The sequence below is a fragment of the Streptomyces sp. NPDC050161 genome (assembly GCF_044460025.1).
Taxonomy (GTDB): domain Bacteria; phylum Actinomycetota; class Actinomycetes; order Streptomycetales; family Streptomycetaceae; genus Streptomyces.
Genome location: NZ_JBITJM010000020.1, coordinates 130,850 through 154,268 on the forward strand (window position 1 = coordinate 130,850; position 23,419 = coordinate 154,268).

19 protein-coding genes are annotated in these 23,419 nt (G+C 73.3%); 6 read left to right on the forward strand and 13 right to left on the reverse strand.

Features of this window, described 5'->3' with window-relative positions; all coding sequences use genetic code 11:
• Positions 1-34: 34 nt before the first annotated feature.
• Positions 35-1,705: a CTP synthase gene (locus ACIBK8_RS27930; RefSeq protein ID WP_399044614.1), complete on the reverse strand. Its 1,671-nt coding sequence runs from the start codon at positions 1,703-1,705 to the stop codon at positions 35-37.
• A gap of 412 nt (positions 1,706-2,117) precedes the next feature.
• Here ACIBK8_RS27930 and ACIBK8_RS27935 point away from each other — a divergent pair, with 412 nt between their 5' ends.
• Positions 2,118-3,929, forward strand: coding sequence for a glycoside hydrolase family 15 protein (locus ACIBK8_RS27935; RefSeq protein WP_399044634.1), 1,812 nt, complete (start codon positions 2,118-2,120; stop codon positions 3,927-3,929).
• A gap of 33 nt (positions 3,930-3,962) precedes the next feature.
• On the opposite strand, the gene ACIBK8_RS27940 is transcribed toward ACIBK8_RS27935, so the two are convergent.
• Genes ACIBK8_RS27940 through ACIBK8_RS27950 form a run of 3 tightly spaced genes read right to left on the reverse strand, consistent with a single transcriptional unit; the run spans position 3,963 to position 7,556 of the window.
• Positions 3,963-5,318, reverse strand: a complete 1,356-nt coding sequence (locus ACIBK8_RS27940) for an MFS transporter (RefSeq protein ID WP_399044615.1) — start codon at positions 5,316-5,318, stop codon at positions 3,963-3,965.
• Positions 5,319-5,376: 58 nt separating this feature from the next.
• Entirely contained in the window at positions 5,377-6,546 is a 1,170-nt protein-coding gene (locus ACIBK8_RS27945) for a beta-1,3-glucanase family protein (protein WP_399044616.1), read from the reverse strand.
• Positions 6,543-7,556, reverse strand: coding sequence for a glycoside hydrolase family 16 protein (locus tag ACIBK8_RS27950; protein WP_399044617.1), 1,014 nt, complete (start codon positions 7,554-7,556; stop codon positions 6,543-6,545). The genes ACIBK8_RS27945 and ACIBK8_RS27950 overlap by 4 nt, the downstream gene beginning before the upstream one ends.
• 140 nt (positions 7,557-7,696) lie before the next feature.
• Here ACIBK8_RS27950 and ACIBK8_RS27955 point away from each other — a divergent pair, with 140 nt between their 5' ends.
• Both ACIBK8_RS27955 and ACIBK8_RS27960 read left to right on the forward strand, forming a co-directional pair.
• Positions 7,697-8,743: a LacI family DNA-binding transcriptional regulator gene (locus ACIBK8_RS27955; RefSeq protein WP_399044618.1), complete on the forward strand. Its 1,047-nt coding sequence runs from the start codon at positions 7,697-7,699 to the stop codon at positions 8,741-8,743.
• Positions 8,744-8,831: 88 nt separating this feature from the next.
• Positions 8,832-10,466, forward strand: coding sequence for a PucR family transcriptional regulator (locus tag ACIBK8_RS27960; RefSeq protein WP_399044619.1), 1,635 nt, complete (start codon positions 8,832-8,834; stop codon positions 10,464-10,466).
• A gap of 18 nt (positions 10,467-10,484) precedes the next feature.
• Here ACIBK8_RS27960 and ACIBK8_RS27965 read toward each other — a convergent pair whose 3' ends face one another.
• The 3 genes from ACIBK8_RS27965 to recN all read right to left on the reverse strand — a co-directional run bounded on the left by ACIBK8_RS27965 (position 10,485) and on the right by recN (position 14,678).
• Positions 10,485-11,645, reverse strand: coding sequence for a glycosyltransferase family 4 protein (locus tag ACIBK8_RS27965; protein ID WP_399044620.1), 1,161 nt, complete (start codon positions 11,643-11,645; stop codon positions 10,485-10,487).
• Positions 11,646-12,112: 467 nt separating this feature from the next.
• A complete protein-coding gene (locus ACIBK8_RS27970; RefSeq protein WP_399044621.1) occupies positions 12,113-12,895 on the reverse strand; it encodes a hypothetical protein in 783 nt (260 codons plus the stop codon).
• A 55-nt stretch (positions 12,896-12,950) separates the two neighbouring features.
• Positions 12,951-14,678: a DNA repair protein RecN gene (recN, locus tag ACIBK8_RS27975; protein ID WP_399044635.1), complete on the reverse strand. Its 1,728-nt coding sequence runs from the start codon at positions 14,676-14,678 to the stop codon at positions 12,951-12,953.
• A 339-nt stretch (positions 14,679-15,017) separates the two neighbouring features.
• Between recN and ACIBK8_RS27980 the strand changes: the two genes are divergently transcribed.
• The gene (locus ACIBK8_RS27980; protein ID WP_399044622.1) at positions 15,018-16,556 is read left to right on the forward strand and encodes a S41 family peptidase; all 1,539 of its coding nucleotides are present in this window, start codon (positions 15,018-15,020) and stop codon (positions 16,554-16,556) included.
• Positions 16,557-16,604: 48 nt separating this feature from the next.
• On the opposite strand, the gene ACIBK8_RS27985 is transcribed toward ACIBK8_RS27980, so the two are convergent.
• From ACIBK8_RS27985 to ACIBK8_RS27995, 3 genes are read right to left on the reverse strand one after another with little or no spacing between them, the layout of a single operon-like run.
• Positions 16,605-17,546, reverse strand: a complete 942-nt coding sequence (locus tag ACIBK8_RS27985; protein ID WP_399044623.1) for an NAD kinase — start codon at positions 17,544-17,546, stop codon at positions 16,605-16,607.
• Positions 17,543-18,358 (reverse strand): TlyA family RNA methyltransferase, encoded by an 816-nt coding sequence (locus ACIBK8_RS27990; RefSeq protein ID WP_399044624.1) that lies wholly within the window; start codon positions 18,356-18,358, stop codon positions 17,543-17,545. Before ACIBK8_RS27990 ends, ACIBK8_RS27985 begins: the two co-directional genes overlap by 4 nt.
• A 7-nt stretch (positions 18,359-18,365) precedes the next feature.
• Positions 18,366-18,716 carry a hypothetical protein gene (locus tag ACIBK8_RS27995; RefSeq protein ID WP_399044625.1) on the reverse strand — a complete coding sequence of 117 codons (351 nt, stop codon included), beginning with the start codon at positions 18,714-18,716 and terminating at the stop codon, positions 18,366-18,368.
• 107 nt (positions 18,717-18,823) lie between these two features.
• Between ACIBK8_RS27995 and ACIBK8_RS28000 the strand changes: the two genes are divergently transcribed.
• Positions 18,824-19,171 (forward strand): sterol-binding protein, encoded by a 348-nt coding sequence (locus ACIBK8_RS28000; RefSeq protein ID WP_399044626.1) that lies wholly within the window; start codon positions 18,824-18,826, stop codon positions 19,169-19,171.
• Here the strand turns inward: ACIBK8_RS28000 and ACIBK8_RS28005 are convergent.
• From ACIBK8_RS28005 to ACIBK8_RS28015, 3 genes are all read right to left on the reverse strand, one after another.
• A complete protein-coding gene (locus ACIBK8_RS28005) occupies positions 19,155-19,985 on the reverse strand; it encodes an ABC transporter ATP-binding protein (protein WP_399044627.1) in 831 nt (276 codons plus the stop codon). The two genes, ACIBK8_RS28000 and ACIBK8_RS28005, sit on opposite strands and share 17 nt — an antisense overlap.
• 82 nt (positions 19,986-20,067) lie before the next feature.
• Positions 20,068-21,144: a FecCD family ABC transporter permease gene (locus ACIBK8_RS28010; RefSeq protein WP_399044628.1), complete on the reverse strand. Its 1,077-nt coding sequence runs from the start codon at positions 21,142-21,144 to the stop codon at positions 20,068-20,070.
• Positions 21,141-22,190, reverse strand: coding sequence for a FecCD family ABC transporter permease (locus ACIBK8_RS28015; protein ID WP_399044629.1), 1,050 nt, complete (start codon positions 22,188-22,190; stop codon positions 21,141-21,143). Before ACIBK8_RS28015 ends, ACIBK8_RS28010 begins: the two co-directional genes overlap by 4 nt.
• 65 nt (positions 22,191-22,255) lie before the next feature.
• Between ACIBK8_RS28015 and ACIBK8_RS28020 the strand changes: the two genes are divergently transcribed.
• Positions 22,256-23,284 carry an ABC transporter substrate-binding protein gene (locus tag ACIBK8_RS28020; protein ID WP_393686460.1) on the forward strand — a complete coding sequence of 343 codons (1,029 nt, stop codon included), beginning with the start codon at positions 22,256-22,258 and terminating at the stop codon, positions 23,282-23,284.
• The last annotated feature ends 135 nt before the right edge of the window (positions 23,285-23,419 follow it).

Below are 23,419 nucleotides of genomic sequence, written 5' to 3' on the forward strand. Positions count from 1 at the left end.
CCTGCCCCGGCAACCGTATCCGTCGTACTGCGGGCTACTTCACGGCGCCCGTCTTCCGCGCCTTCTGCTGCCGCTGCACGGCCGCCTTCACCAGCCCGGCGAAGAGCGGGTGGGGGCGGGTGGGGCGGGAGCGGAGTTCGGGGTGCGCCTGGGTGGCGACCAGGTACGGGTGCACCTCGCGGGCGTACTCGACGTACTCGACGAGGGTGTTGTCCGGTGAGGTGCCCGAGAAGACCAGACCGGCCTTCTTCTCCAGCTCGCTGCGGTAGGCGTTGTTGACCTCGTAGCGGTGGCGGTGACGCTCCTCGACGTACGGCTGGTTGTCGTACGTCTCGCGGACGATCGAGCCCTCGGCGAGCTTGGCGGGGTACATGCCCAGGCGCATGGTGCCGCCCATGTCGCCCTCGCCCGCGACGATGTCCTTCTGCTCGGCCATCGTGGAGATCACCGGGTGGGTGGCCGCCGGGTCGAACTCGGTGGAGTTGGCGCCCTCGATGCCGGCGAGGTTGCGGGCGGCCTCGATGACCACGCACTGGAGGCCCAGGCACAGGCCGAGCAGCGGCAGCTTGTGCTCGCGCGCGTAGGTGATCGCGCCGACCTTGCCGTCCACACCGCGGTCGCCGAAGCCACCGGGGATGCACACGGCGTCGCAGTCCGCGAGCTGCTCGGCGGCCCCGGCCGGGGTCTTGCAGTCGTCGGACGTGACCCACTTCAGCTTCACGCGGGTCTTGTTCGCGAAACCGCCGGCACGCAGCGCCTCGGTGACCGAGAGGTAGGCGTCGGGCAGGTCGATGTACTTGCCGACCAGCGCGACCTTGACCTCGTGGTCGGGGTTGTGGACGCGCTCCAGCAGGTCGGCCCACTGGGTCCAGTCGACGTCGCGGAAGGGCAGGTCCAGCTTGCGGACGACGTAGGCGTCCAGGCCCTCGGCGTGCACGACCTTGGGGATGTCGTAGATGGACGGCGCGTCCGGGCACGCGATGACCGCGGCCTCGTCGACGTCGCACATCAGCGAGATCTTCCGCTTGATGGCGGTGGGCACCTCGCGGTCGGCACGCAGCACGATCGCGTCGGGCTGGATGCCGATGTTGCGCAGCGCGGCGACCGAGTGCTGGGTCGGCTTGGTCTTCAGCTCGCCGGACGGGCCGATGTACGGGAGCAGCGAGATGTGCACGACGAAGACGTTGTCGCGGCCGACCTCGTGGCGGACCTGGCGGACGGTCTCCAGGAACGGCAGCGACTCGATGTCGCCGACGGTGCCGCCGACCTCGGTGATGACGACGTCGACGTCGTCGGTCGCCATCCGCCGGATGCGGTGCTTGATCTCGTTGGTGATGTGCGGGATGACCTGCACGGTGTCACCGAGGTACTCGCCGCGGCGCTCCTTGGCGATCACGGTGTTGTAGACCTGGCCCGTGGTCACGTTCGCGGAGCCGTCGAGGTCGACGTCGAGGAACCGCTCGTAGTGGCCGATGTCCAGGTCGGTTTCGGCGCCGTCGTTGGTGACGAAGACCTCGCCGTGCTGGAACGGGTTCATCGTTCCCGGGTCGACGTTCAGGTACGGGTCGAGCTTCTGCATCGTGACCCGCAGGCCGCGCGCCTTGAGGAGCGCGCCCAGGCTGGAGGCGGTCAGCCCCTTGCCGAGCGAGGAGGCGACGCCCCCGGTGACGAAGAGGTGCTTGGTCGTCGTGGATTTGGGCGGCATGGCCAAGAGGGAACTCCCGTGGTCGCGAGGTGGAGAGGTGCGATGCGGCGCCGGCCCCGGAGATTCGAGGGGTGCCTTCGCTGCGGCTCGGGGGGTGCCGTGACATCTGCCGTGACATTTGTGGGGCCCACCGGTCCACGGGGTACCAGGCTATCAGCGACCGGGCATGGTCGCTCCCGGCCACGTCCGCGACCGGAACCGCGGCATTCATCACCCGTTCGGGTGACTGCACTCGCTTGAGCGTCGCGCAGATCACTTGCGCGCGTCGTATCCTGCTCGGGCACTCGTTACGAGCCGTCCGGTAAGGCACCACCCCCGCCCGATTTCCGGTCCCGTTGCTCGACAACGTTTCATGGGCAGGACGGACAGCTCACAACGTCCCATGGGGGGCGTGACTCCAGTTCGACGGGAGATGCACGTGGCCGGGCGCATCGAGGACTACGCACTCATCGGCGATATGCAAACCGCCGCTCTCGTGTGCAGGGACGGCAGAGTCGATTGGCTGTGCCTGCCCCGCTTCGACTCGCCGGCGGTCTTCGCCGGGCTGCTGGGCACGGAGGAACACGGGTTCTGGCGGATGGGCCCCGCCCACGCCGACGGCACCGCACCGCAGCCCGCCGACCGCCGCCGCTACCGCGGGGACTCACTCGTACTCGAATCCGAGTGGGACACCCCGGCCGGCACGGTCCGGGTCATCGACTTCATGCCGCCGCGGGACGGCGCGCCGCAGCTGGTGCGCATCGTGGAGGGCGTCAGCGGCAGCGTTCCGGTCCGTTCGGAGCTGCGGATGCGGTTCTCGTACGGCTGGGTCGTGCCCTGGGTCCACAAGGTGGACGGGCGGACGGTCGCGGTCGCAGGTCCCGATTCGGTGTGGCTCGACACCTCGGCGGAGACGTACGGCGAGGATCTGACGACGTACTCCGACTTCACGGTGTCGCCCGGCGAGCGGATCGCCTTCACCATCAGCTGGCAGCCCTCGCACCACCAGCCGCCGGCGATGGCGGAGCCTGAGGCGTCGCTGGAGGCCACCGAGGACTTCTGGCGCGACTGGGTCGAGCACTGCACGTACCACGGTCCCTACCGTGACGCGGTGGTCCGTTCGCTGATCACGCTGAAGGCGCTGACGTACGCGCCGACCGGCGGGATCGTGGCGGCGCCGACGACCTCGCTGCCCGAGGACATCGGCGGCAGCCGCAACTGGGACTACCGCTTCACCTGGCTGCGGGACGCCGCGATCACCCTCTCCTCGCTGCTGCGCACCGGCTACCGGGAAGAGGCGCGGGCCTGGCGCGAGTGGCTGCTGCGCGCGGTGGCGGGCGATCCGGAGAACCTCCAGATCATGTACGGCATCGCCGGTGAGCGGGAGTTGGGCGAGAACGAGCTGAACTGGCTTCCCGGGTACGAGAATTCGCAGCCGGTCCGGGTCGGCAACGGCGCCGCGGGGCAGCTCCAGCTGGACGTGTACGGCGAGGTCACCGAGGCGCTGCACCTCGCGCACATGACCGGGCTCGCCCGCAACGACTACGCCTCGCTGCTCCAGGTGAAGCTGATCCGCTGGGTGGAGCAGCACTGGGACGAGCCGGACGAGGGCATCTGGGAGGTCCGCGGCCCGCGGCGGCACTTCGTCCACTCCAAGGTCATGACCTGGGTCGCCGTCGACCGCACGATCAAGCTCATCGAGTCCGGCGACGTGGAGGGCCCGCTGGAGCGCTGGAAAGAGCTGCGCGACACCATCCACCGCGACGTCTGCGAGAAGGGCTACGACCCGCAGCGCAACACTTTCACGCAGTCCTACGGCTCGCGGGAGCTGGACGCGTCGCTGCTGCTCATCCCGCAGATGGGCTTCCTGCCGCCGGACGATAAGCGGGTCATCGGCACCATCGAGGCGATCCAGCGGGAGCTGGCCACCGAGGACGGCTTCATCCTGCGCTACCCGACGTCCGCCGACGAGGCGGGGGTGGACGGGCTCGAAGGTGAGGAAGGGGCCTTCCTGGCCTGCTCGTTCTGGATGGCGGACGATCTGGCGATGATCGGCAGGGTCGAGGAGGCCCGCAAGCTCTTCGAGCGGCTGCTCTCGCTCCGCAACGACCTCGGGCTGCTGGCCGAGGAGTGGGATCCGCACAACAAGCGCCAGGTGGGCAACTTCCCGCAGGCGTTCAGCCACGTCCCGCTGATCGACACCGCCCTGCGGCTGACCGCGAGCGGGGCGTACGGCGGAGGCTGACGCAGCATCAACTCTCCCTTGTCGCGGGCCCGTTCACCGTTCGGTGCGGGCCCGCGGTGCGAGTGCCAGCACGATGACCGGCAGGACGAGTACCGCTGCCGCCGCGTTGAGGCCGCCGTAGCCGATCAGGGCGACGGCGGTGCCGGCGAGCGCGCCGCCGAGCGCGCCGGCCAGGTTCATCAGGGTGTCGGCGAGGCCCTGCACCTCGGAGCGCTGTTCGGTGGCGAGGGATTCGGTCAGCAGGGTGGATCCCGCGATGGTCACGCAGGACCAGCCGAGGCCGAGCAGGAACAGGCCGGTGACGGTCGCCCAGTGGGCGGCGCCCGCGGTACCGGCGAGCACCGCGGCCCCGAGGTAGACGGCCTGGCCCGCGAGGATCACCCGCACCCTGCCGATCCGGTCGGCGAGCTTGCCGATGAGCGGCGAGAGCGCGTACATGCCGGCGATGTGCAGGCTGACGGTGAAGCCGACGACGCTCAACGCCGCGCCGTGGTGGGCGAGATGGACGGGTGTCATGGTCATCACGGACACCATCACGGCGTGGCCGAGTACGAGGGAGAGCAGGCCGAGCAGGGCGGCGGGCGAGGCCCTGACGTGGCGCAGCGCGTCGGCGGTGCGGGTGGTGAAGCGGGCCGGGGCGGGCGTGGCGGATATGCCGGCCGTGGCGCCGTCCCCGGTATGGCCGGATTCGGCCCGTGCCAGGGCGGCGGCGAGGTGCAGCGGGTCGGGCCGGAGCCGGAACCAGATCAGGGCCCAGCCGCCCAGGAACGCCACGGCGGAGAAGAGGAACGTCCCCGATTCGCCGGGCAGTCCCAGGGCGTGGGCCACGGATTCCCCCGGGCCGCTGAGGTTGGGGCCTATCACGCTGCCGACGGTGGTGGACCAGACGACGAGGGACAGTGCGCGGGCCCGGTTGCCGTCGTCGGCGAGGTCGGCGGCGGCGTACCGGGACTGGAGGTTGGCCGCGGTGCCCGCGCCGAGCAGGAGGGTGCCGGCCAGGACCGGTTCCGCGCGGCCCAGGGCGGCGCCGAGCAGTACCAGCAGGGTGCCGGCGGTGGCGATCAGCCAGCCGCAGCCGAGGCCGACCCGGCGACCGCGGGAGCGGGAGAGCGCGGCGAGCGGGATGCCGAGCAGGGCGGCGCCGAGCGTGGCCGACGTGGTGGCGAACCCGGCGGCCACCTCCGAGCCGCTGAGCCTGCCGACCAGCAGGGCCCCCGATGACAGCGTCGAGCCGATGCCGATGCCGGCCACGACCTGGGCGGACATCAGCACCCTGACCGTGCGCCGCTGCACGAGGGCGGCGGTCGCACGGTCCGGGACGGCGGTGGACGCCGGAGCCGTACCCCGTTCTTCCGCAGGGCCGTTGGATGCTTGCGCGGTACCTGACATGCGGCACAGCGTAGAAGTCCGGGGCGCTGCGTGCTGCCGGGACCGGACCTGTGGTGGCTCAGAACGGCGTGAGGGTGAGGGTGATCTCCTTCGGGGCGCCGTCCTCGATGTACGAGGCGAAGCCGGCCACGTCGTCGAAGGCGAAGCCGTACGCCTTGCCGTCCGCGGTGGCCGCGTGCATGGCCTTGGCGTAGTGGTTGGTGAGCTGTTCCTGGTAGAAGGCGGCCGGGTCGGTGGCGGGCTGGGCCGCGGCGGAGAGGAGGGTGGAGCGGTTCAGGGCGGCGCCCAGGATGGCGGCCACCGGTCCTGTGGTGCCGTCGTTGGGGGCGGCCAGCGTGCCGTCGCAGAAGAGGACGTCGCGGGTGGAGGGCTTGTCGAAGGCGACGGTTGCGGGGCCGTTGAAGGAGAGTTTGCCGCCGCTGGCCCGGCCGGTGAACGTACCGGCGTTGGTGGTCACCTTCAGGTCCTTGCCCTCGTAGGCGGACCAGGCGTCGTCGATGGCGGGGGCGAAGTAGTCCTTGCCGAACAGGCCGCTGTCCAGGCCGTGTCCGGGGGCGATGACGCGCTTGTCGTCGATGACCAGCCGGTCGAACCCCTCGGCGGCCTTGACGTCGGCGAAGACCTTGGCGCGGGCGCCGTCCTTGAGGGTGCCGGTGGTCTGGTCCTTGGCGCCGGTCAGCTTGATCGCGAGGGGCACGCTGAACATGTCGACCATGGTCGTGTTGCAGTACATGCCGCCCGCGTTGTAGGTGAACTCGGCGCAGTCGTGCAGGACGTCGTAGTTGGGGTCGGACGCGACCCAGCCGGCCGGATAGGCCAGCGCCGCCTTGCCGTTGCCGTCCTCGACCGCCTTGAACTTGAGCTTGCTGCCGAGCGCGGTGTAGATGCGGCCGGACATCTGCGGCAGCTGGAGGGTGGTGGTGCCGCTCGCGGCGAGCGGGATCGCGTAGTCGGTGAAGCCGTCCGCGCCGTTGTCGGAGACCGCGACGGGCTTGAGTTCGCCCTCCGGTGTGACCCGCACCTGCTGGGTGCCGTCGTTGCCGACGATGTAGACCCAGACGGAGGAATTGGCGTAGTTGCCCGAGTTGTTGACGATGTGCAGCGGCATTCCGGCCGCCGCTTCGCCGAGCGGGGCGGGGGCGCCGATGGCGCGTCCCGCGACGGCGATCCCGGAGACGGTGGCGGCGCCTGCGGCGAGTGAGCCGAGCAGGGTGCGGCGAGTGATCACGAGATGGCTCCTTGCGGTGCGGGGCGCGGGGCTCGGGCGGCGGTGCGGGACGCGGCGGGTTGCGCGACGGAGACGGCGACGCGGTCGACGAGGAGGGAGCCGCCCGGCTCGGTGGCGTCGGTGGGGGTGGCCTGGCCTGCGACGCCGTCCGGGAACCCGCCGCCCATGGCGAGGTTGAGGAGCAGGAAGTGGCCGTGGTGGGTGGCCTTGGCCCAGGTGTCCGCGTCCATGTCGGCGGAGGTGACGGTGTGGAAGCGCTGTCCGTCGACGTACCAGTTCAGCGATTCCGCGGCGCTGTCGGTGCGGTCGAGTTCGAGCGCGTAGGTGTGGAATCCGGCCTGGCAGGCGGTGTCCGGGCACTGCCGTGAACTGCCCTTGCCCTGGGTCTCGTTGCAGGGACCGCCGGGGCTGACCCCGCAGTGCAGGGTGCCCCACACCTGGTTGGCGCCGTTGACGTTCTCCATGATGTCGAACTCGCCGATGCCGGGCCAGTTCTGGTAGTTGCCGCGGAAGTCGGCGCCCAGCGTCCAGAACGCCGGCCAGTAGCCGAGCGCCCGGTCGCCGGAGACGTCCGGCACGCGGATGCTCGCCTCGATGCGGAGCTTGCCGCCCTCGGGGGCGGCGAAGTCGGTGCGGCGGGTCTCGATGCGGCCCGAGGTCCAGGTGCCGCCGTCCTTCCGCGCCGTGATCTTGAGGTGGCCTTCCCCGTCGATCTGGAGGTTGGCGGGGTCGTCGGTGTACGTCTGGCGTTCGCCCGTGCCCCAGTTGGGCGCTCCTCCGGGGTAGCCGGTTCCGGTGTCGGTGATCCAGTCGTCGGCGGACGGGCGCGATCCGGCGGCGCCGTCGAAGTCGGTGTGCCAGACCTCCTGGAAGGCGGTGGGGGGCGCCTTCCGGGTGGCGGTGGGGGCCGGTTCACCCGCGAACGCGGTGGCGACGGTGAACGCGCCGGTGACGGCCAGTGCGGCGCAGGCGGCGAGCAGTGCCGCCTTCGTCCGCGATCTCATGCTCATGACATTCTCTCCTCGGCACGGTGGGGGTAAGGAGGAGTTTCACGGGGGTACACGTTCTGAGAGCGCTCTCATATCGTGTACCGGCACCCTGCCGACTCGACGGCATCAGCGTCAACCCACCGCGGGGAAAAAGGAGTTGTATGGCGTCCGATGCGAACGGACCGCGCCCTACGCTGGAGGCGGTCGCGGCGCGCGCCGGTGTCTCGCGCGCCACGGTCTCGCGCGTGGTCAACGGCGGTGCCGGAGTGCGCGACACGGTCCGGGAAAAGGTCAGGCGGGCGGTGGCCGACCTGGGCTACGTCCCCAACAACGCGGCCCGCGCCCTGGTCACCCGGCGGACCGGCGCGGTCGCCGTGGTCATCGCCGAACCGGAGACCCGGGTCTTCTCCGACCCGTTCTTCGGCCGTCAACTGCGCGGCATCAGCCGGGAGTTGTCCGCCGCCGACACCCAGCTGCTGCTGCTCTTCGTGACGCACCGCGCCGACTACGACCGCATCGGCCGCTATCTGGCGGCCGGGCACGTCGACGGGGCGCTGATGTTCTCCCTGCACGGTGACGACCCGCTGCCCGCGATGGCCGCGGACGCCGGGCTGCCGACGGTCTACGGCGGACGCCCGGGATGGCCGGGCGCCGAGCGCGAACCGCATCCGCTGTACGTCGACACCGACAACCGCGACGGCGCCCGGCAGGCCGTCCGCCATCTCGTCGAACGCGGTCGCCGCCGGATCGCGATGATCACCGGGCCGCTCGACCAGACCTCGGCCGTCGACCGCCTGCGCGGCTACCACGACGCCCTGGCGCCGGCCGGCCCCGATCCGCGGCTGATCGCCGACGGGGCCTTCACCGCGCAGGGCGGCGAGCGGGCGATGGCCCGCCTCCTCGACGCCGTACCGGACCTGGACGCGGTCTTCGCCTCGTCGGACCTGATGGCGCACGGCGCGCTGCGCACCCTGCGGGCCCGGGGGCGGCGGGTGCCCGATGACGTGGCGGTGGTCGGCTACGACGATCTGGAGCCTGCGGCCTGGGCGGATCCGCCGCTGACCACCGTCCGGCAGGACGTCGAGGAGATGGGCCGGCTGATGGCCCGGCTGCTGCTGCGCCGGCTGGGCGCGCAGGACTCCGGCGGGCCCGCGCCGCGGCCGGTGATCACCGGGGCGGAGCTGGTGATCCGCGAATCGTCGGGGTGAGGCGGCGCGGGGCGGCGGGCGGTGCACCGCAAGCGGGCCGCCGCCGCCCGTGACGTGCGACGACGGACTGCGGGTACCGTTCGACGCCATGGGGCAGGAATCGAAGATCGAAGCGGAGATCACCGTACGCAGGGCGCTTGAGCTGCCCGCCCTGCGCCGCGGGCTGCCGGAGGTGCTGGCCGGCGAGGACCGGCTGGACCGGCCGGTGCGCTGGGTGCACGCCGGTGAGGTGCCGCACATCGCCTCGCTGCTCAAGGGCGGCGAGCTGCTGCTGACCACCGGCCTCGGTCTCGGCTCGCGGCCCACCGAGCAGCGCGCGTTCATCCGCAAGCTCGCCGACCGCGAGATCGCCGCCCTCGTCGTGGAGCTGGGTTCCCGGTTCGCCTCGCTGCCGTCGGCGATGGTCGACGCCGCGCAGGAGTGCGGACTGCCGCTGATCCAGCTGCACCGCGAGGTCCCGTACGTCACGGTCACCGAAGCGATCCACACCGAGATCGTCAACAGCCACTACACGCTGCTGCGCCGCGCCGACGAGCTGCTGCGGCGCTGTACGGACGTGCTGCTGGGCGGCGGCGGTGCCCCCGAGATACTGCGGCTGCTGGCCGTCTTCACCGGCAATCCGCTCTGCCTGGAGGCCCCCGACGGCAGCCCGCTGTACGCGGCGGGCCCCGATGACGGTGACGGCTGCGGGCCCGCGGACGCCGACCCGCTGGTGGCCTGGGAAGGGCTGCGGGACACCGGCGTCCGCATCGACGTGCCCGGGGGCGGCCACGGCCCGGACGCGGTGCGCGCCCGCCTGGTGCTGCTGCCCGTCAACACCCCGCCGGCCCCGGTGCACCGGATCGCCGCCGAACGCGCCGCCGACCTCCTTGCCGTCGTCATGCTCCAGTCCCGCCAGGAGGAGGTGCTCGCGGCGCGCGGTCGCGGTGACTTCCTCGCCGATCTGGCCGAGGGCCGGGTCTCGGCGGCCGAGGCACCGGGGCAGGCCAGGCTGCTGGGCTTCCGCCCCGGCTCCGATCCGGTCGTCCCGGTGGTGATGCGGATGCCGGCCCAGCTCCCCTCCCCCGGCAGCTGGGCCGTGCTCGCCCAGGCGCTGCGCGAGGAACTCGCGGCGCCCGGAGTGCCGGTGCTGCTCGGCGTACGGCCCGTGGAAGGCCGGGTGCCGCTGCTGGTCGCGCTGCGCGCGGGCCAGGACCGCGAGGCGCTCGCCGGCCGGGTGGCCGCCGCGCTGCACGCCGGGGTGGTACGCGCCGGTCTCGACCGTCCGTCGGCGCAGCACCCGGTGGTCGTCATCGGCACGGCGGGCGACTGGGCGGCGGCCGGATCCGGGCTGCGGCACGCCGCGGAGGCCGCCGCCGCGGCCCAGGGACTGCCGCCGCAGCCCTGGTTCGACGCCCGCAGGCTGGACATCGAACTGCTGCTGTGGCGGATGCGCGAACACGGCGAGGAGGGGGTGCTCGCGGACTTCGTGGACCGCGCCATCGGGCCGCTCCTGCGCCACGACAGGAGTGCCCGCCAGCCGCTGCTGCCGACCCTGGAGGCGTATCTGGCCAGCGCGGGCCGCAAGGCCGAGACGGCCCGCGATCTGAACGTCAACCGGCAGACCCTGTACGACCGGCTGGCCCGCATCGCCCAACTCCTGGACACCGACCTGGAGGACGCGCAGACGGTGCTCGGCCTCCGGCTGGCCCTGCGCGCCCGGCGGCACGCGGAGCGGGGTTAAGGGCGCTTGCCCCCACGGTCAACCGGAGTGGCTGCCTCCGGGCTGGGTCAGCTCGTCGTAGACGCTGAGGACCTGCGCGACCGTGTCGTCCTCCGTCGGCCACTCCGCCGCCTGTACGGGGCCTGCCGCGGCCAGTGCGGCCCGCCGCTCCGGGTCGGCGAGCAGGCCGCTGACCGTACGGGCGAGAGCCGCCGCGTCGCCGTGGCCGACCAGTTCGGCGGCCCCGCCCACGAGTTCACGGGTACCGCCGGTGTCGGTGGCCACCAGCGGGACACCGGCCCGCAGCGCTTCCTGGGCGAGCGGTGACCTGGCCTCCCAGCGGTCGGCGAGCACCACCACGTCGGCCGCGGCGACGAGTTCGGGGATGGTGTCGCGGCGCCCTGTCAGCAGGACGGGCAGCCGCTCGGCGTCGATCCGCCGCTGGAGCGCGGGACGCCGCGCGCCCTCGCCCGCGATGACCAGCAGCGGCTGCGGATCCAGCGCGCACCAGGCGTGCGCGGCGTCCAGCAGCAGATCGTGGCCCTGGTGCGGTTCGAGGCGGCCGACGGAGACGATCAACGGGCGGTCCACGGCGCCCAGTTCGGCCCGCTCCTTGTGCCGCGTCCGGTCGGTGTCCGGGGGCGGTCCCGCGGCTCCACCGGGGTGCGGGACGGTGACGGGCGCCAGCCGGGCGTCGCGCGCGCCCCGTTCGCGCGCCCGGTCGACGAGGTCGGAGCAGACTCCCAGGACGACGGCCGCGGCCCGCGCCACCCTGCGCTCCATCAGGTGCACGAGCCGGGTCCGCGCGCCCTCGGGGTGCGCCCTGGTGTGCCAGGTGACGACGAGCGGCACCCGCCCGCCCCGGGGTGCCCGCAGTCCGCGCACCGCCAGTACGGCGCGCAGTCCGGCCCGCAGCCCGTGCGCGTGCACCAGGTCGGCGTCCCAGCAGGCGCTGCGCAGCGCGCCCAGGCTCACCGGGTCCGTACGCGGTGCCACCTGCGCGAACCGTGCGCCGGCCGCGGTGAATCCGTAGGCCGCTTCGACCTCGTGGGGAGCGCAGACCGTCACCAGGACGCCGCGCGCCACCAGTCCCGCGGTCAGGGAACGGACGTGGGTGGCGCTCCCGGCGGCGCCGTTCCCCAGCACCTGGACCGTGCGCAGCGGCGCGCGGCCGTGCGGCAGGGGCGGTGTGCTGGTCACGTGCGGGGCTCCCGGGTCGGCGGACGGTGGAACCGTACCGGCTGGACGGTCCGTTATCGACAAGGTGCTGTGTACTGCGGTGAGTTGTGGCGGGTTGCGCGGCGAGGTCCGTGGTGCGGCGTGTAGGGCGAGTTGTGCGGTGCGGTGTGCGGCGGGTTCGTGGTGGTGCGGTGGTGCCGGGCGGGCGGTGTGCGGGCCGGGGCGCCGTTCCTCCGGGTGCCGCGGCGCCTCCGTACGGCTGCCCCGGCACGAGCGCGTCACACGGGCCGTACGCGGAAGGCGGGGCACACCGGGCGCGCGCACCGCGCCCCAGGATGCCAGCCCGTCGGCGTCAATTCGGCACCGTTCGCCCGCCGTTCAGGTGGGATGTCTCACCCGCGTCCCCGGTGGACCACTCACATGGGTGACAAAACACCCGTTCCTTTATCCGGGGTGCGCGGCGCCCGGCCGCGTCTCCCGAAGCGGGTTCAGACCGCGCCGGCCGCCCGGCTGATGCGGTCGCCCGCCGCCGCGGCGGCGATCAGGGCGGCGGCGTGCGCGGCCAGGCCCGTGCGGCCGTTGCCCGCCACGATCGCCAGGCCGACGGCGGCGCCGAGCGCGTGCGCACCCGCGTCGCCGGTCATGGTGCGTTCGCCGAGGTCGTCGGCGATGACGGCGGTGGCGGCCCCGACCGGCGCGGCGGACAGCGGACCCGCAGCGCCGCCGCGCAGCAGCCCCGGCACGCCGATGGCCAGCACGGTGCCCGCGGCCCGTCCGGGCCGGACGTCGACGAGGTTCACCAGGTGGGCGGAGCCCGCGATGACCACCCCGGCGAGCAGCGCGTCGACCGGCCGGTTCGTGAGCAGAGCGCCGGCCGCGAGTCCGGCGGCGCCGATCCCGAAGAGCTTGACGGAGCCGCTGGTGACCTCGCCGGTGCGCAGCGCCGCGAGGTGGGCCCGGAAGCCGCGCCGCGGGTCGGTGGCACCGGCCGCGTCGCCGTACGCCCCGCAGGCGCCCGCGGCGAGCACGGCGAGGGCCGCGGCGGTCCTGGTGCGGGCGGGCAGCCCCGGCGCGGTGGCCGCGGCGACGGCGGTGCCCGCGGCCACCGCGAGACCGGCGTGCAGGTCCACGGTCCGGCCCGCGTGGTTCGTCCGCTCCCACCGGGCGCGGCCACCCGGTGGCCGGCGCCGCAGCACCTCGTAGGCGGCGCGGGTCACCCCGGCCGCAGCGAGCAGCGTCCGCGTCCCGGCCGTGCCGTTCCCCGCCACCATGGCGCTCCTCTCCTGCGGCACCGGCCCGTGGGGCTCCGGTGCGCTCCCGGCCGGTTCAGCGCCCCGTACGGGCCGTTTCCAGCAGTTCCTCGGCGTGCGCGCGGGCCGTTTCGGAGTCTTCCTGGCCGGCCAGCATCCGGGAGAGTTCGCGGACCCGCTCCTCGCCCTCCAGGACGGTGACGCCGCTCCTGGTGACCGAGCCGTCGTGGGTCTTCTCCACCAGCAGCTGCCGGTCCGCGAACGCCGCGACCTGCGGGAGGTGGGTGACCACCACGACCTGCGCCGATCTGGCGAGCCTGGCCAGCCGCCTGCCGACCTCGACGGCCGCCTTGCCGCCGACACCCGCGTCGACCTCGTCGAAGAGGTACGTCGGCACCGGGTCGGATCCGGCGAAGACGACCTCCACCGCGAGCATCACGCGGGAGAGTTCACCGCCGGACGCCCCCTTGGCGATCGGCCGGGGCGGTGCGCCCGGATGCGGGGCGAGCAGGAGTTCCACCTCGTCGGCGCCGGACGGCCCGTAGGCGACGGCACGGCCGCCGACCTCGATGCCTTCGGTCTCATCCGCCACCTCGGTCTGGCGGATCGCGACGCTCACCCGGGCGTGCGGCATGGCGAGTTCGGCGAGTTCCGCGGTCACCGCGTCCGCGAACCGGCCGGCCGAAGCGGTGCGGGCATCGGTCAACGCCTGTGCCAGTTCGCCCAGTTCGGCGCGGAGCGCGTCACGTTCGGCGGTCAGCCCGCCGATCCGGTCGTCGTCGCCCTCCAGCTCGGCGAGGCGCGCGGCGCTCTCCTGCGACCAGGCAAGTACGGCGGCGATGTCCTGGCCGTACTTGCGCGTCAGGTGGGTCAGGGCGGCGCGGCGCTCCTCGACCGCGGCGAGCCGCAGCGGGTCCGCGTCCAAGCCGTCCGCGTACCCGGCGAGTTCGCCCGCGACGTCCGCCATCAGGATGCCGATCTCGCCGAGCCGGTCGGCCAGTGCGGACAGCTCCCGGTCGTGGCTGCGCACGGCCTCCAGCGCACGGTGCGCGCCGGCGACCAGGGTCGCGGCCTCCACGCTCTCCGGGTCCTCGGGGTTGCCCGCCAGCGCCGTGTGCGCCACGCTCGCCGCCGACGCCAGGGACTCGGCGTGGCCGAGCCGCTCGGCCTCAGCGGCGAGTTCGGTGTCCTCGTCCGGCTGCGGTTCGACCGCGGCGATCTCCTCCAGGCCGAACCGCAGCAGGTCGGCCTCCTGGGACCGCTCCCTGGCCAGGGTCGTCAGCTCGTCCAGCTCCGTGACGACGGCGCGCAGCCTGCGGTGGGCGGCTGCGTACTTGACCAGCGGTACGGCGACGGTGTCACCGGCGTAGCGGTCCAGGGCCTCGCGCTGGCGGGCAGGGCGCAGCAGTCCCTGCTGGTCGGTCTGGCCGTGCACGGCCACCAGGTCGTCCGCCAACTCCCCCAGCAGGCCGACCGGGACGGACCGGCCGCCGACGTGGGCGCGCGAGCGGCCCTCGGCCGAGACGGTACGGCTGATCAGCAGCGCCCCCTCGTCCAGTTCGGCGCCGGCCTCCTCGGCGCGTACCGCGGCGGGGGCGGTGGCGGCCATGGTGATGCGGCCCTCCACGACCGCCGATTTGGCGCCGATCCGCACCAGGGCGGGGTCGGCGCGCCCGCCGAGCAGCAGGCCGAGGCTGGTGACGACCATGGTCTTGCCCGCACCTGTCTCACCCGTCACCGCCGTGAAGCCCGGGGACAGCTCGACAACGGCGTCGTCAATGACGCCCAGGGACCGGATCCGCATCTCCTCCAACACGGATACGACCTTACGAGGTTCCACGGCCGCCCCGCGACGGCCTCCCTGCCTCCGCCGCCCCCGGCACTGCGGAAAACCCCACCCGAAGAGGGCGGAACCCCTCATGGTGCGGGGTGCCCCGACCCGGCAGGCTGCTCATCGAGCCGCTCGCAGATCGCAGCGGACCGGACGAGAGACCGGGCGACGAAACGGGAGGAAAGGCGCGTATGCGGCCGACGGGCCGCCCGTGCGACACCGGCCACGGCCTCCGGCGCCACGGACCGCGACCGCCCGCCGCCTCCCCGCACACCCCGCCGGCCTCGGCCCCGCATCCGACAAGGAGACCCCATGCCTCTCTCCCGCCCGGCGAAGAACCCCGGTGCGCCCAGGCCGTCAGGCGACCGGCCCCGGGCGGCGCCCCCGCACGGCTCCGCGGCGCCCGGCCACCGCCCGGGACGTGCCCGCCGCACCGCGCGGGCGGCCCTGCTCCTTGCCACACTGACGACGCTGACCGCCACCGCGTCCCCCGCCCCCGCCGCACCGGCGCCCACGGCCCGCGCCGCCTCCCTGGAGGGCGTCTGGCGGACCGACGGCTACGGCACCCTCGTCGCCATCGAGGGCCGCCGGCTGCGGACGTACGAGACCACCGCCGTCAGCTGCCTGCCCGGCTCGCTCCTCGGCACCCGTACCGGGGCGCCGGGTCCGCACGGCCGCAGCGTGTTCACCGTGCCGGACGGCGCCCCGCTGACCGTGGCACCTGCGGGCGCGGGACGCGCGCGGATGTCGTCGCCCGACGCCGTGGGCCACCGCACCCTGCGCCGCGTCGCCGCGCTGCCCGACCGCTGCCGCCGCCCCGCAGCCCGCGACCCCAGGGCGGTGTTCGACGTCTACTGGCAGACCTTCGCCGAGAACTACCCGTTCTTCCGTGCGAAGAAGATCGACTGGCCCGCGGTCCGCGCCCGCTACCGTCCCCGCATCACCGCCACCACCGGCGACGACGAACTCTTCGCCGTCCTGCGGGAGATGATCGAGCCGCTGTACGACGCGCACACCCGGGTGGTCGCCGGGCCCGACCAGTGGTTCGCCGGGAAACGGCCGGGAACCGTCCTTCCCACCCCCGCGTTCACGGCCCGTACGGACGCGGCCATCGCCGCCAACCTCGGCCCGGGGGTCACCCAGCACACCTGGGCCCGGGGCCGGATCGCCTACGCCGACCTGCCGGACCGCGTCGGATACCTGCGCGTCACACAGTTCGCCCAGTACACGGACGACGGTTCCTACGCGGCTGACGCAGCCGAGCTGGACCGGGCGCTGGACGCGGTGTTCACCCGGTCCAGGACGCAGGGGCCGAAGGCCCTGCGCGGCCTGGTCGTCGACCTGCGGATCAACGGCGGCGGACACGACCCGCTCGGACTGCGCATCGCCTCCCGGCTGACCCGCCACCCGTATCTCGCGTACGCCAAGCGGACCCGCAACGACGCCCACGACCCCGGGAAGTTCACGACACCGGAGCCGGTACGCGTCCGGCCGCACCACGGTCCGGTGTTCACCGGCCCTGTGGCGGTGCTGACCGGGCGGCTCACGATCAGCGCGGGCGAGACGTTCACCCAGTCCCTGATGGGCCGCTCCCCCGCGCCCGTCCGCATCGGTGAGAACACCCAGGGCGTCTACTCGGACGTCCTGGAGCGCGCGCTGCCCAACGGCTGGCAGTTCGGGCTGCCGAACGAGGAGTTCCTGACCGCCGGCGGGCACACCTTCGACGGGCCCGGGATACCCCCCGCGATCCGCACCCGAGTCTTCGCCGACGAGGACCTCGACGCACGCCGCGACCCCGGGCTCACCCGCGCCCGCGCCCTGCTCTCGGGCCGGGCGACGGCCACCGGGTGAGGTACGGCGGGCGGGGAGGCCGTACCGCGGCTCCCCGCCCGTCGCGGGTCAGTGCGGCGCGCCGCGCCAACCGGCCACCGGGAGCGCGAACTTGGCGACCAGGCGGTCCGTGAAGGAGGCGTGGTGCAGCCGGGCCAGGCGCACCGGTACGGCGCCCCGCCGCACCTCCACCCGCGCCCCTGCGGGCAGTTCGACGCTGCGCCGGCCGTCGCACCACAGCACGCCGTGCGGCGTCTTGGGCTGGACCTCCACCGCGAGCACCGACTTCGGCGAGGTGACCAGCGGCTTGGCGAACAGCGCGTGGGCGCTGATCGGGACCATCAGCAGCGCCTCGACCTCGGGCCAGACGACCGGCCCGCCGGCCGAGAAGGCGTAGGCGGTCGAGCCGGTCGGGGTGGCGCAGACCACGCCGTCGCCGCCGAAGCGCGAGACGGGCCGGCCGTCGACCTCCGTGACGACCTCCAGCATCCGCTCCCGCGCGGCCTTCTCCACGGACGCCTCGTTCAGCGCCCAGTCGGTGTGCACGATGCTGCCGTTGTTGCGGACCAGCACGTCGAGGGTCATCCGCTCCTCGACCTCGTACGCGCGGGTCACGACGCGGTCGACGACCTTGTCGAGATCGTCCCGCTCGGCCTCCGCGAGGAAGCCCACCCGGCCGAGGTTGACGCCGAGCATCGGCACCCCCGACGTCCTGGCGAAGTCGGCGCCGCGCAGCAGGGTGCCGTCCCCGCCGAGCACCACCAGCAGTTCGCAGCCCTCGGCCGCGCGCTGCTCGGACTCGACGCGTTCCACCTCGGCGGGCAGCGGCAGGTCGGCGGCCTCCTCGGCCAGCACCCGCACCCCGATCCGGTGGCGCAGCAGTCCCTGGACGACGCGTTCGGCGCTGCGGACGGCCGCCGGGCGGCCGGTGTGTGCGAGCAGGAAGACGGTCCGCGCCGCACCGCCCCCCGGCTGTGGTGCGCGGTCTTCAACTGCCTGTGTTGTGGTCAACGGGGCCCCTCCGCCACTGCACGGTCGACATCCGCCGGGTCGAGTGCAGGCGCCCCGGCGCGCAGCCACAGAAAGTACTCGACGTTTCCCGATGGTCCCGGCAGCGGGCTCGCAGTCACGCCACGCACGCCGAGGCCCAGTTCGGCCGCGCGCGCCGCGACGGTGCGGACGGTTTCGGCGCGCAGCTCAGCGCTGCGCACCACGCCACCGCTGCCGAGCCTTTCCTTGCCGACCTCGAACTGCGGCTTGACCATCATCACCAGATCCGCGTCGGGTGCCGCGCAGGCCGCGAGCGCGGGCAGCACCAGACCCAGCGGGATGAACGACAGGTCGCCGACGACGAGGTCGACGGGCTGCCCGTCGAGGTCGTCCAAGGTCAGCTCGCGGACGTTCGTCCGGTCCTTCACGGTGACCCGCTCGTCGCTCTGGAGGGACCAGGCGAGCTGGCCGTAGCCGACGTCGACGGCGACGACGTGTCCGGCTCCGGCGCGCAGCAGGACGTCGGTGAAGCCGCCGGTCGATGCGCCCGCGTCCAGGGCGCGGCGGCCTTCGACCTCCAGGCCGAGCGGGACGAAGGCGGCGAGGGCGCCGGCGAGCTTGTGGCCGCCGCGCGAGACGTAGTCAGGGTCGCCGGCGTCCTCGCGGACGACCACGGCGGCGCTGGTCTCGACCTGGGTGGCGGCTTTGCTCGCCGTCGTCCCGCCGACGGTCACCCGTCCCGCGGCGATCAGCTGGCTCGCGTGCTCGCGCGAGCGGGCCAGCTTGCGGCGCACCAGCTCCGCGTCGAGTCGGCGTCGTGCCACTCCTGCCACCTGTGGTTCAGCTCCTGAGGTCGTACGTCGTCGCGGTGGGCGCGGGCGGCCCGGGGCGCTGGTCGAGAGCGGCCAGCGCGTCGCGCAGCCCACGGTGCACATCTTCGTACACCGGGAGGTGACCGTCGGCAGCGAGGTGGTCGGCGTCGGCGAGACGCGCCAGGGCGGCGTCGGCCGGGACGTGACCGGTCGGGGTGATGCCCACGCCCAGCGGCTGCGGCCTTGCCGGCTCCGGCGGCCCCTCGGGCTCGCCGCCCTGCGGACTGCTGCCTTCCGGTTCGCCGTGCTCGGGAGCGGCCCCCGCGGGCGGGGCCGGGTCCGGTGGCTGCGACTGCGGGCCTGACGTCGGCTCTTCCATGTCCCCGACGCTACCGCGAACACCCGCGGGGCCCCGGGTCGGCGTCCGCGTGCGGCGCCCGGCGGAAGGCGCGGGCCCGTCCACGGCAGGGCGTATCGTCGATCGCGATGGCAACTCTCGACCAGTGCCGCGCCGCACTCGACCGGCTGGCGCAGAACCTGTCCACGGCCGACGGCGACGTACGCAGTGCCGCCGCGCTCGACCGTTCGCTCAGCTGCCGCATCACCGACCTGGACGTCACCTTCACCGGACGCCTCGCGCACGGCACCATCGCGGACGTGCGCAGCCGCCCCGGCCCGCCGCCCGGCAAGGCCGACATCCGGCTGACGATGGCGGGGGACGACCTGATCGCGCTGGTGGACGGCAGGCTGTCCTTCGCGCGGGCCTGGGGCGGCGGCCGGGTCAGGCTCGAAGCCGGGGTGCGCGACCTGCTCCGCCTCAGGGCCTTGCTGTAGCCCGCTCCGCGCCCGCGCCCGCGGTCGCGCGCGGCTTGCGTGCGGCCGGGATGACCAGCGGGGTGCCGGTCTCCGGGTCGTCGATGATCTGGCAGCTGAGCCCGAAGACGTCCTCGACCAGTCCGGCGGTGACGATCTCCGACGGGGCGCCCTCGGCGACGATCCGGCCGCCCTTCATCGCGATGAGGTGGGTCGCGTACCGGGCGGCGTGGTTGAGGTCGTGCAGCACGGCGACGAGGGTGCGGCCCTGCTCCTCGTGCAGTTCGGCGCAGAGGTCGAGGACGTCGATCTGGTGCTGGATGTCGAGGTAGGTCGTCGGCTCGTCGAGCAGCAGCAGCGGCGTCTGCTGGGCCAGTGCCATGGCGATCCAGACGCGCTGGCGCTGGCCGCCCGACAGTTCGTCGACGTAGCGCTCGGCGAGCTGTCCGACGCCGGTGGACTCCATCGCCTCCCTGACGATCCGCTCGTCCTCGCCCGACCACTGGCGCAGGACGCCCTGGTGCGGGTAGCGACCGCGGGCCACCAGGTCGGCGACGGTGATGCCGTCGGGGGCTATCGAGGACTGCGGCAGCAGGCCGAGCGTCCTTGCGACCTTCTTGGCCGGGAGGGAGGAGATGACCGAGCCGTCCAGCAGCACCCGCCCCTCCGTCGGCTTGAGCATCCGCGACAGGGCGCGCAGCAGCGTGGACTTGCCGCAGGCGTTCGGTCCGACGATGACGGTGAACGACTGGTCGGGGACGGCGACCGAGAGGTTCTCGGCGATGACCCGCTGGTCGTAGGCGAGGGTGAGGTTCTCGGCCGTGAGACGGCTCACTTGGGGCTCCTGGGGGTTGTCGTCATAGCACTGCCCTGTCACTGCTGTGGTCCGCGAGGCGGCCGGGGACCGCCGGGCCGGCTCATATCCGGCCCGCCCTGCGCTCGGTGACCAGCAGCCAGACCAAGTAGCCGCCGCCGAGTACGCCGGTCAGCACGCCGACCGGCAGCTGGTCGGCGCCGAACAGCCGCTGCGCCGACCAGTCGGCCGCGACCAGCAGCAGGGCGCCCATGACGGCGGACGGCAGCAGGTTCGGCCCCGGCGAGCGGGTCAGCCGCCTGGCGAGCTGCGGGGCGGTGAGCGCCACGAAGGCGATGGGTCCGGCCGCCGCGGTCGCGGCGGCGACGAGGACGACGGCGGCCAGCAGCACCACGACGCGCACCCGGTCGACCCGCACGCCCAGCGCGTACGCCACGTCGTCGCCCATCTCCAGCATCCGCAGCGGGCGTCCGTAGCACAGGGCCAGCGGGATGAGGACGGCGCAGACGGCGGCCAGCGGCCAGACCTGGCTCCAGTCACGGCCGCTGAGGGAGCCGGTCATCCAGGTGGTGGCCTGCGTCGCCTCGACGATGTTCGCCTTGGTGAGGAGGTAGAGGACCATCGCGTAGAGCATGGCGGCGGCGCCGATGCCGACGAGGACGAAGCGGTAGCCGTGGATGCCGCGCTTCCAGGCGAGCAGGAAGATGGCGAGGCCGGTGATCACGCCGCCGACCACGGACCCGGCGGCCACCGCGAAGGTGCCGCCGTGGAAGTAGACGATGACGACCAGCGCGCCGACGGATGCGCCCTGGCCGAATCCGAGCACGTCGGGGCTGCCCAGCGGGTTGCGCGAGACCGTCTGGAAGACGGCGCCCGCGATGCCGAAGGCGGCGCCGACCAGCAGGCCGACCAGCACCCGCGGCAGCCGCAACTCCTGCACGATGAACTGCTGGCCCGCGTCGCCGCCGCCGGTCAGCGTGCGCAGCACCTCGGACGGTGTCATCGGGTAGTCGCCGGAACCGATCAGCGCCACGCTCGCGGCCAGCGCCAGGACCAGCAGCACCAGTCCTGCGGTCACCGCCCGTACGTCCAGCCGCAGCGAGAGCCCGCCGCCGGTGCGCACCGGGGTCACCCGCCGGCCCGCCTTGGGGCCCTTGTCGCTCTGCACTGGGGAACTCACAGCTGGGCCATCCTCCGACGCCGTACGAGATAGATGAAGACAGGGCCGCCGATGATCGCGGTGACGATGCCGACCTGGAGTTCGCCCGGCCTGGCCACGATCCGGCCGATGATGTCGGCGCCGAGCAGCAGGACCGGGGAGAGCACCGCCGAGTACGGCAGGATCCAGCGCAGATCGGGTCCGGTGAGGGCGCGGACGGCGTGCGGGACCATCAGGCCGACGTAGACGATCGGGCCGCAGGCCGCGGTCGCGCCGCCGCACAGCAGGGTCACCGCGATCATCGCGAGTACCCGGGTGCGGGTCAGCCTGGCGCCCAGGGCCCGTGCCTGGTCGTCGCCGAGCGCGACGGCGTTCAGCGGCCGGGCGAGCAGCAGCGCGAGGACGCCGCCCACGATCAGGAACGGTGCGATCTGCGTGACGGTCTGCATGGTGGCCGCGGCCAGCGAACCGACCGTCCAGAAGCGCATCTTGTCCAGGGCCGCGGTGTCCATGAGGTTGACGGCGTTGAGGTAGCCGGTGAGGACGGCGCTGAGCGCGGTGCCGGCGAGGGCGAGCCGTACGGGGGTGGCGGCGCGGGTGCCGCCGAGCACGTAGACCGCGACGGAGACCACCGCGGCGCCGAGGAAGGCGAACCACACATATCCGGACAGGGAGGTGATGCCGAAGAAGCTGATCGCGGAGACGACGGCCGCCGACGCACCGGCGTTGATGCCGAGAACTCCCGGTTCCGCAAGGGGATTTCGGGTCAGTGCCTGCATCACCGTGCCGGCCAGCCCGAGCGCGGCGCCCACCAGCAGTCCGAGGAGGGTACGGGGCAGGCGCACGTCGTGGACGATGACGTCGGTATCGGTGCCGGAGTAGTGGAACACCCCGTGCCACACCTGGTCGAGCGGTATCTGTTTCGCGCCGACGGCGATGCCGAGGACGGTGACGACCACCAGGACGGCCAGGGAGGCGAGCAGCCCCACGGAGCGCGTCAGGTGCCGCCGTTGCGGCGCCCCGGTCGCCGGGGCCTTCGATGCTTCGGGGGGACTGTCGACCAACACGTCGGTTAGGTTAGCCTACCCTCAGAACAGCCCGACATGGCCTCCCCAGAGAGAAGCGCACCACCATGAGCAACTTCCGCAGCCTAACCCCGTCCCGCCGAGGCGTCCTAGCCGCAGGCGGTGCACTCGGCGTCGGCGCCCTGCTCGCCGCGTGCGGGGGCGGCAAGGGTTCCGGGAGCGCCAACGGCGGTGGCGGGGGCGGCCCCTGGTCCTTCACCGACGACCGCAAGAAGAAGGTCTCCCTCGACCACACCCCGCAGCGCATCGTCGCCTTCACCGGCACCGCCGCCGCGCTGCACGACTTCGGCATCGACGACCAGGTCGTCGGCGTCTTCGGCCCGACCAAGCTGAAGAACGGCAAGGCCGACCCGCAGGCGGGCGGCATCGACGTCGACAAGGTCGCCGTCATCGGCAACGAGTACAACCAGTTCAACGTCGAGAAGTACGCGAGCCTGCGCCCCGACCTGCTCATCACCAACATGTACGAGCCCGGCGCCCTGTGGTTCGTGCCCGACGACCGCAAGGACAAGATCAACCAGCTCGCCAAGAGCGTCGCCATCACCTCCTCGCGGGTGAGCCTGGTGAAGATCATCGAGCGGTACGCGGAGCTGGCCGCCTCGCTCGGCGCCGACCTGAAGGCGAAGCAGGTCGCCGCGGACAAGGCCCGCTTCGAGAAGGCGAGCGCCGCGCTGCGCAAGGCCGCCAAGTCCCACCCCGTGAAGGTGCTGGCCTGCTCCGGCAGCGCCAACCTCTTCTACGCGTCCAACCCCGGCATCAACGCCGACCTCATGTACTACAAGTCGCTCGGCGTCGACCTGATCGTCCCCGACCACCTCGACAAGGGCGGCTACTTCGAGAGCCTGAGCTGGGAGAACGCCGACAAGTACCGGGCCGACCTGCTCCTGCTGGACAGCCGCACCGCCACCCTCCAGCCCAAGGACCTGGCCGCCAAGCCCTCCTGGGCCCAGCTGCCCGCGGTCAAGGCAGGCCAGATCACCCCCTGGTCGAGCGAACCGCGCTTCTCCTACGCGGGCTCCGCACCGCTCATCGAGGCGCTGACCAAGGCCATCGAAGGCGCGAAGAAGGTCAGCTGACGCACCGGCGCGGGGGGCCCCCCCCCCCGGGCCCCCCCCCCCCCCCCCCCCCCCCCCCCCCCCCCCACCCCCCCCCCCCCCCCGGGGGTGAACCCAAAAACCCCACACCCCCCCCCCCCCCCCCCCCCCGTCCCC

Coding starts and splice junctions, on each gene's coding strand:
- ACIBK8_RS27930 (WP_399044614.1), bottom strand. CDS start 1,705: ATGCCGCCCAAATCCACGACGACCAAGCACCTCTTCGTCACCGGGGGC.
- ACIBK8_RS27935 (WP_399044634.1), top strand. CDS start 2,118: ATGCACGTGGCCGGGCGCATCGAGGACTACGCACTCATCGGCGATATG.
- ACIBK8_RS27940 (WP_399044615.1), bottom strand. CDS start 5,318: ATGTCAGGTACCGCGCAAGCATCCAACGGCCCTGCGGAAGAACGGGGT.
- ACIBK8_RS27950 (WP_399044617.1), bottom strand. CDS start 7,556: ATGAGCATGAGATCGCGGACGAAGGCGGCACTGCTCGCCGCCTGCGCC.
- ACIBK8_RS27955 (WP_399044618.1), top strand. CDS start 7,697: ATGGCGTCCGATGCGAACGGACCGCGCCCTACGCTGGAGGCGGTCGCG.
- ACIBK8_RS27960 (WP_399044619.1), top strand. CDS start 8,832: ATGGGGCAGGAATCGAAGATCGAAGCGGAGATCACCGTACGCAGGGCG.
- ACIBK8_RS27970 (WP_399044621.1), bottom strand. CDS start 12,895: ATGGTGGCGGGGAACGGCACGGCCGGGACGCGGACGCTGCTCGCTGCG.
- recN (WP_399044635.1), bottom strand. CDS start 14,678: ATGCGGATCCGGTCCCTGGGCGTCATTGACGACGCCGTTGTCGAGCTG.
- ACIBK8_RS27980 (WP_399044622.1), top strand. CDS start 15,018: ATGCCTCTCTCCCGCCCGGCGAAGAACCCCGGTGCGCCCAGGCCGTCA.
- ACIBK8_RS27995 (WP_399044625.1), bottom strand. CDS start 18,716: ATGGAAGAGCCGACGTCAGGCCCGCAGTCGCAGCCACCGGACCCGGCC.
- ACIBK8_RS28000 (WP_399044626.1), top strand. CDS start 18,824: ATGGCAACTCTCGACCAGTGCCGCGCCGCACTCGACCGGCTGGCGCAG.
- ACIBK8_RS28020 (WP_393686460.1), top strand. CDS start 22,256: ATGAGCAACTTCCGCAGCCTAACCCCGTCCCGCCGAGGCGTCCTAGCC.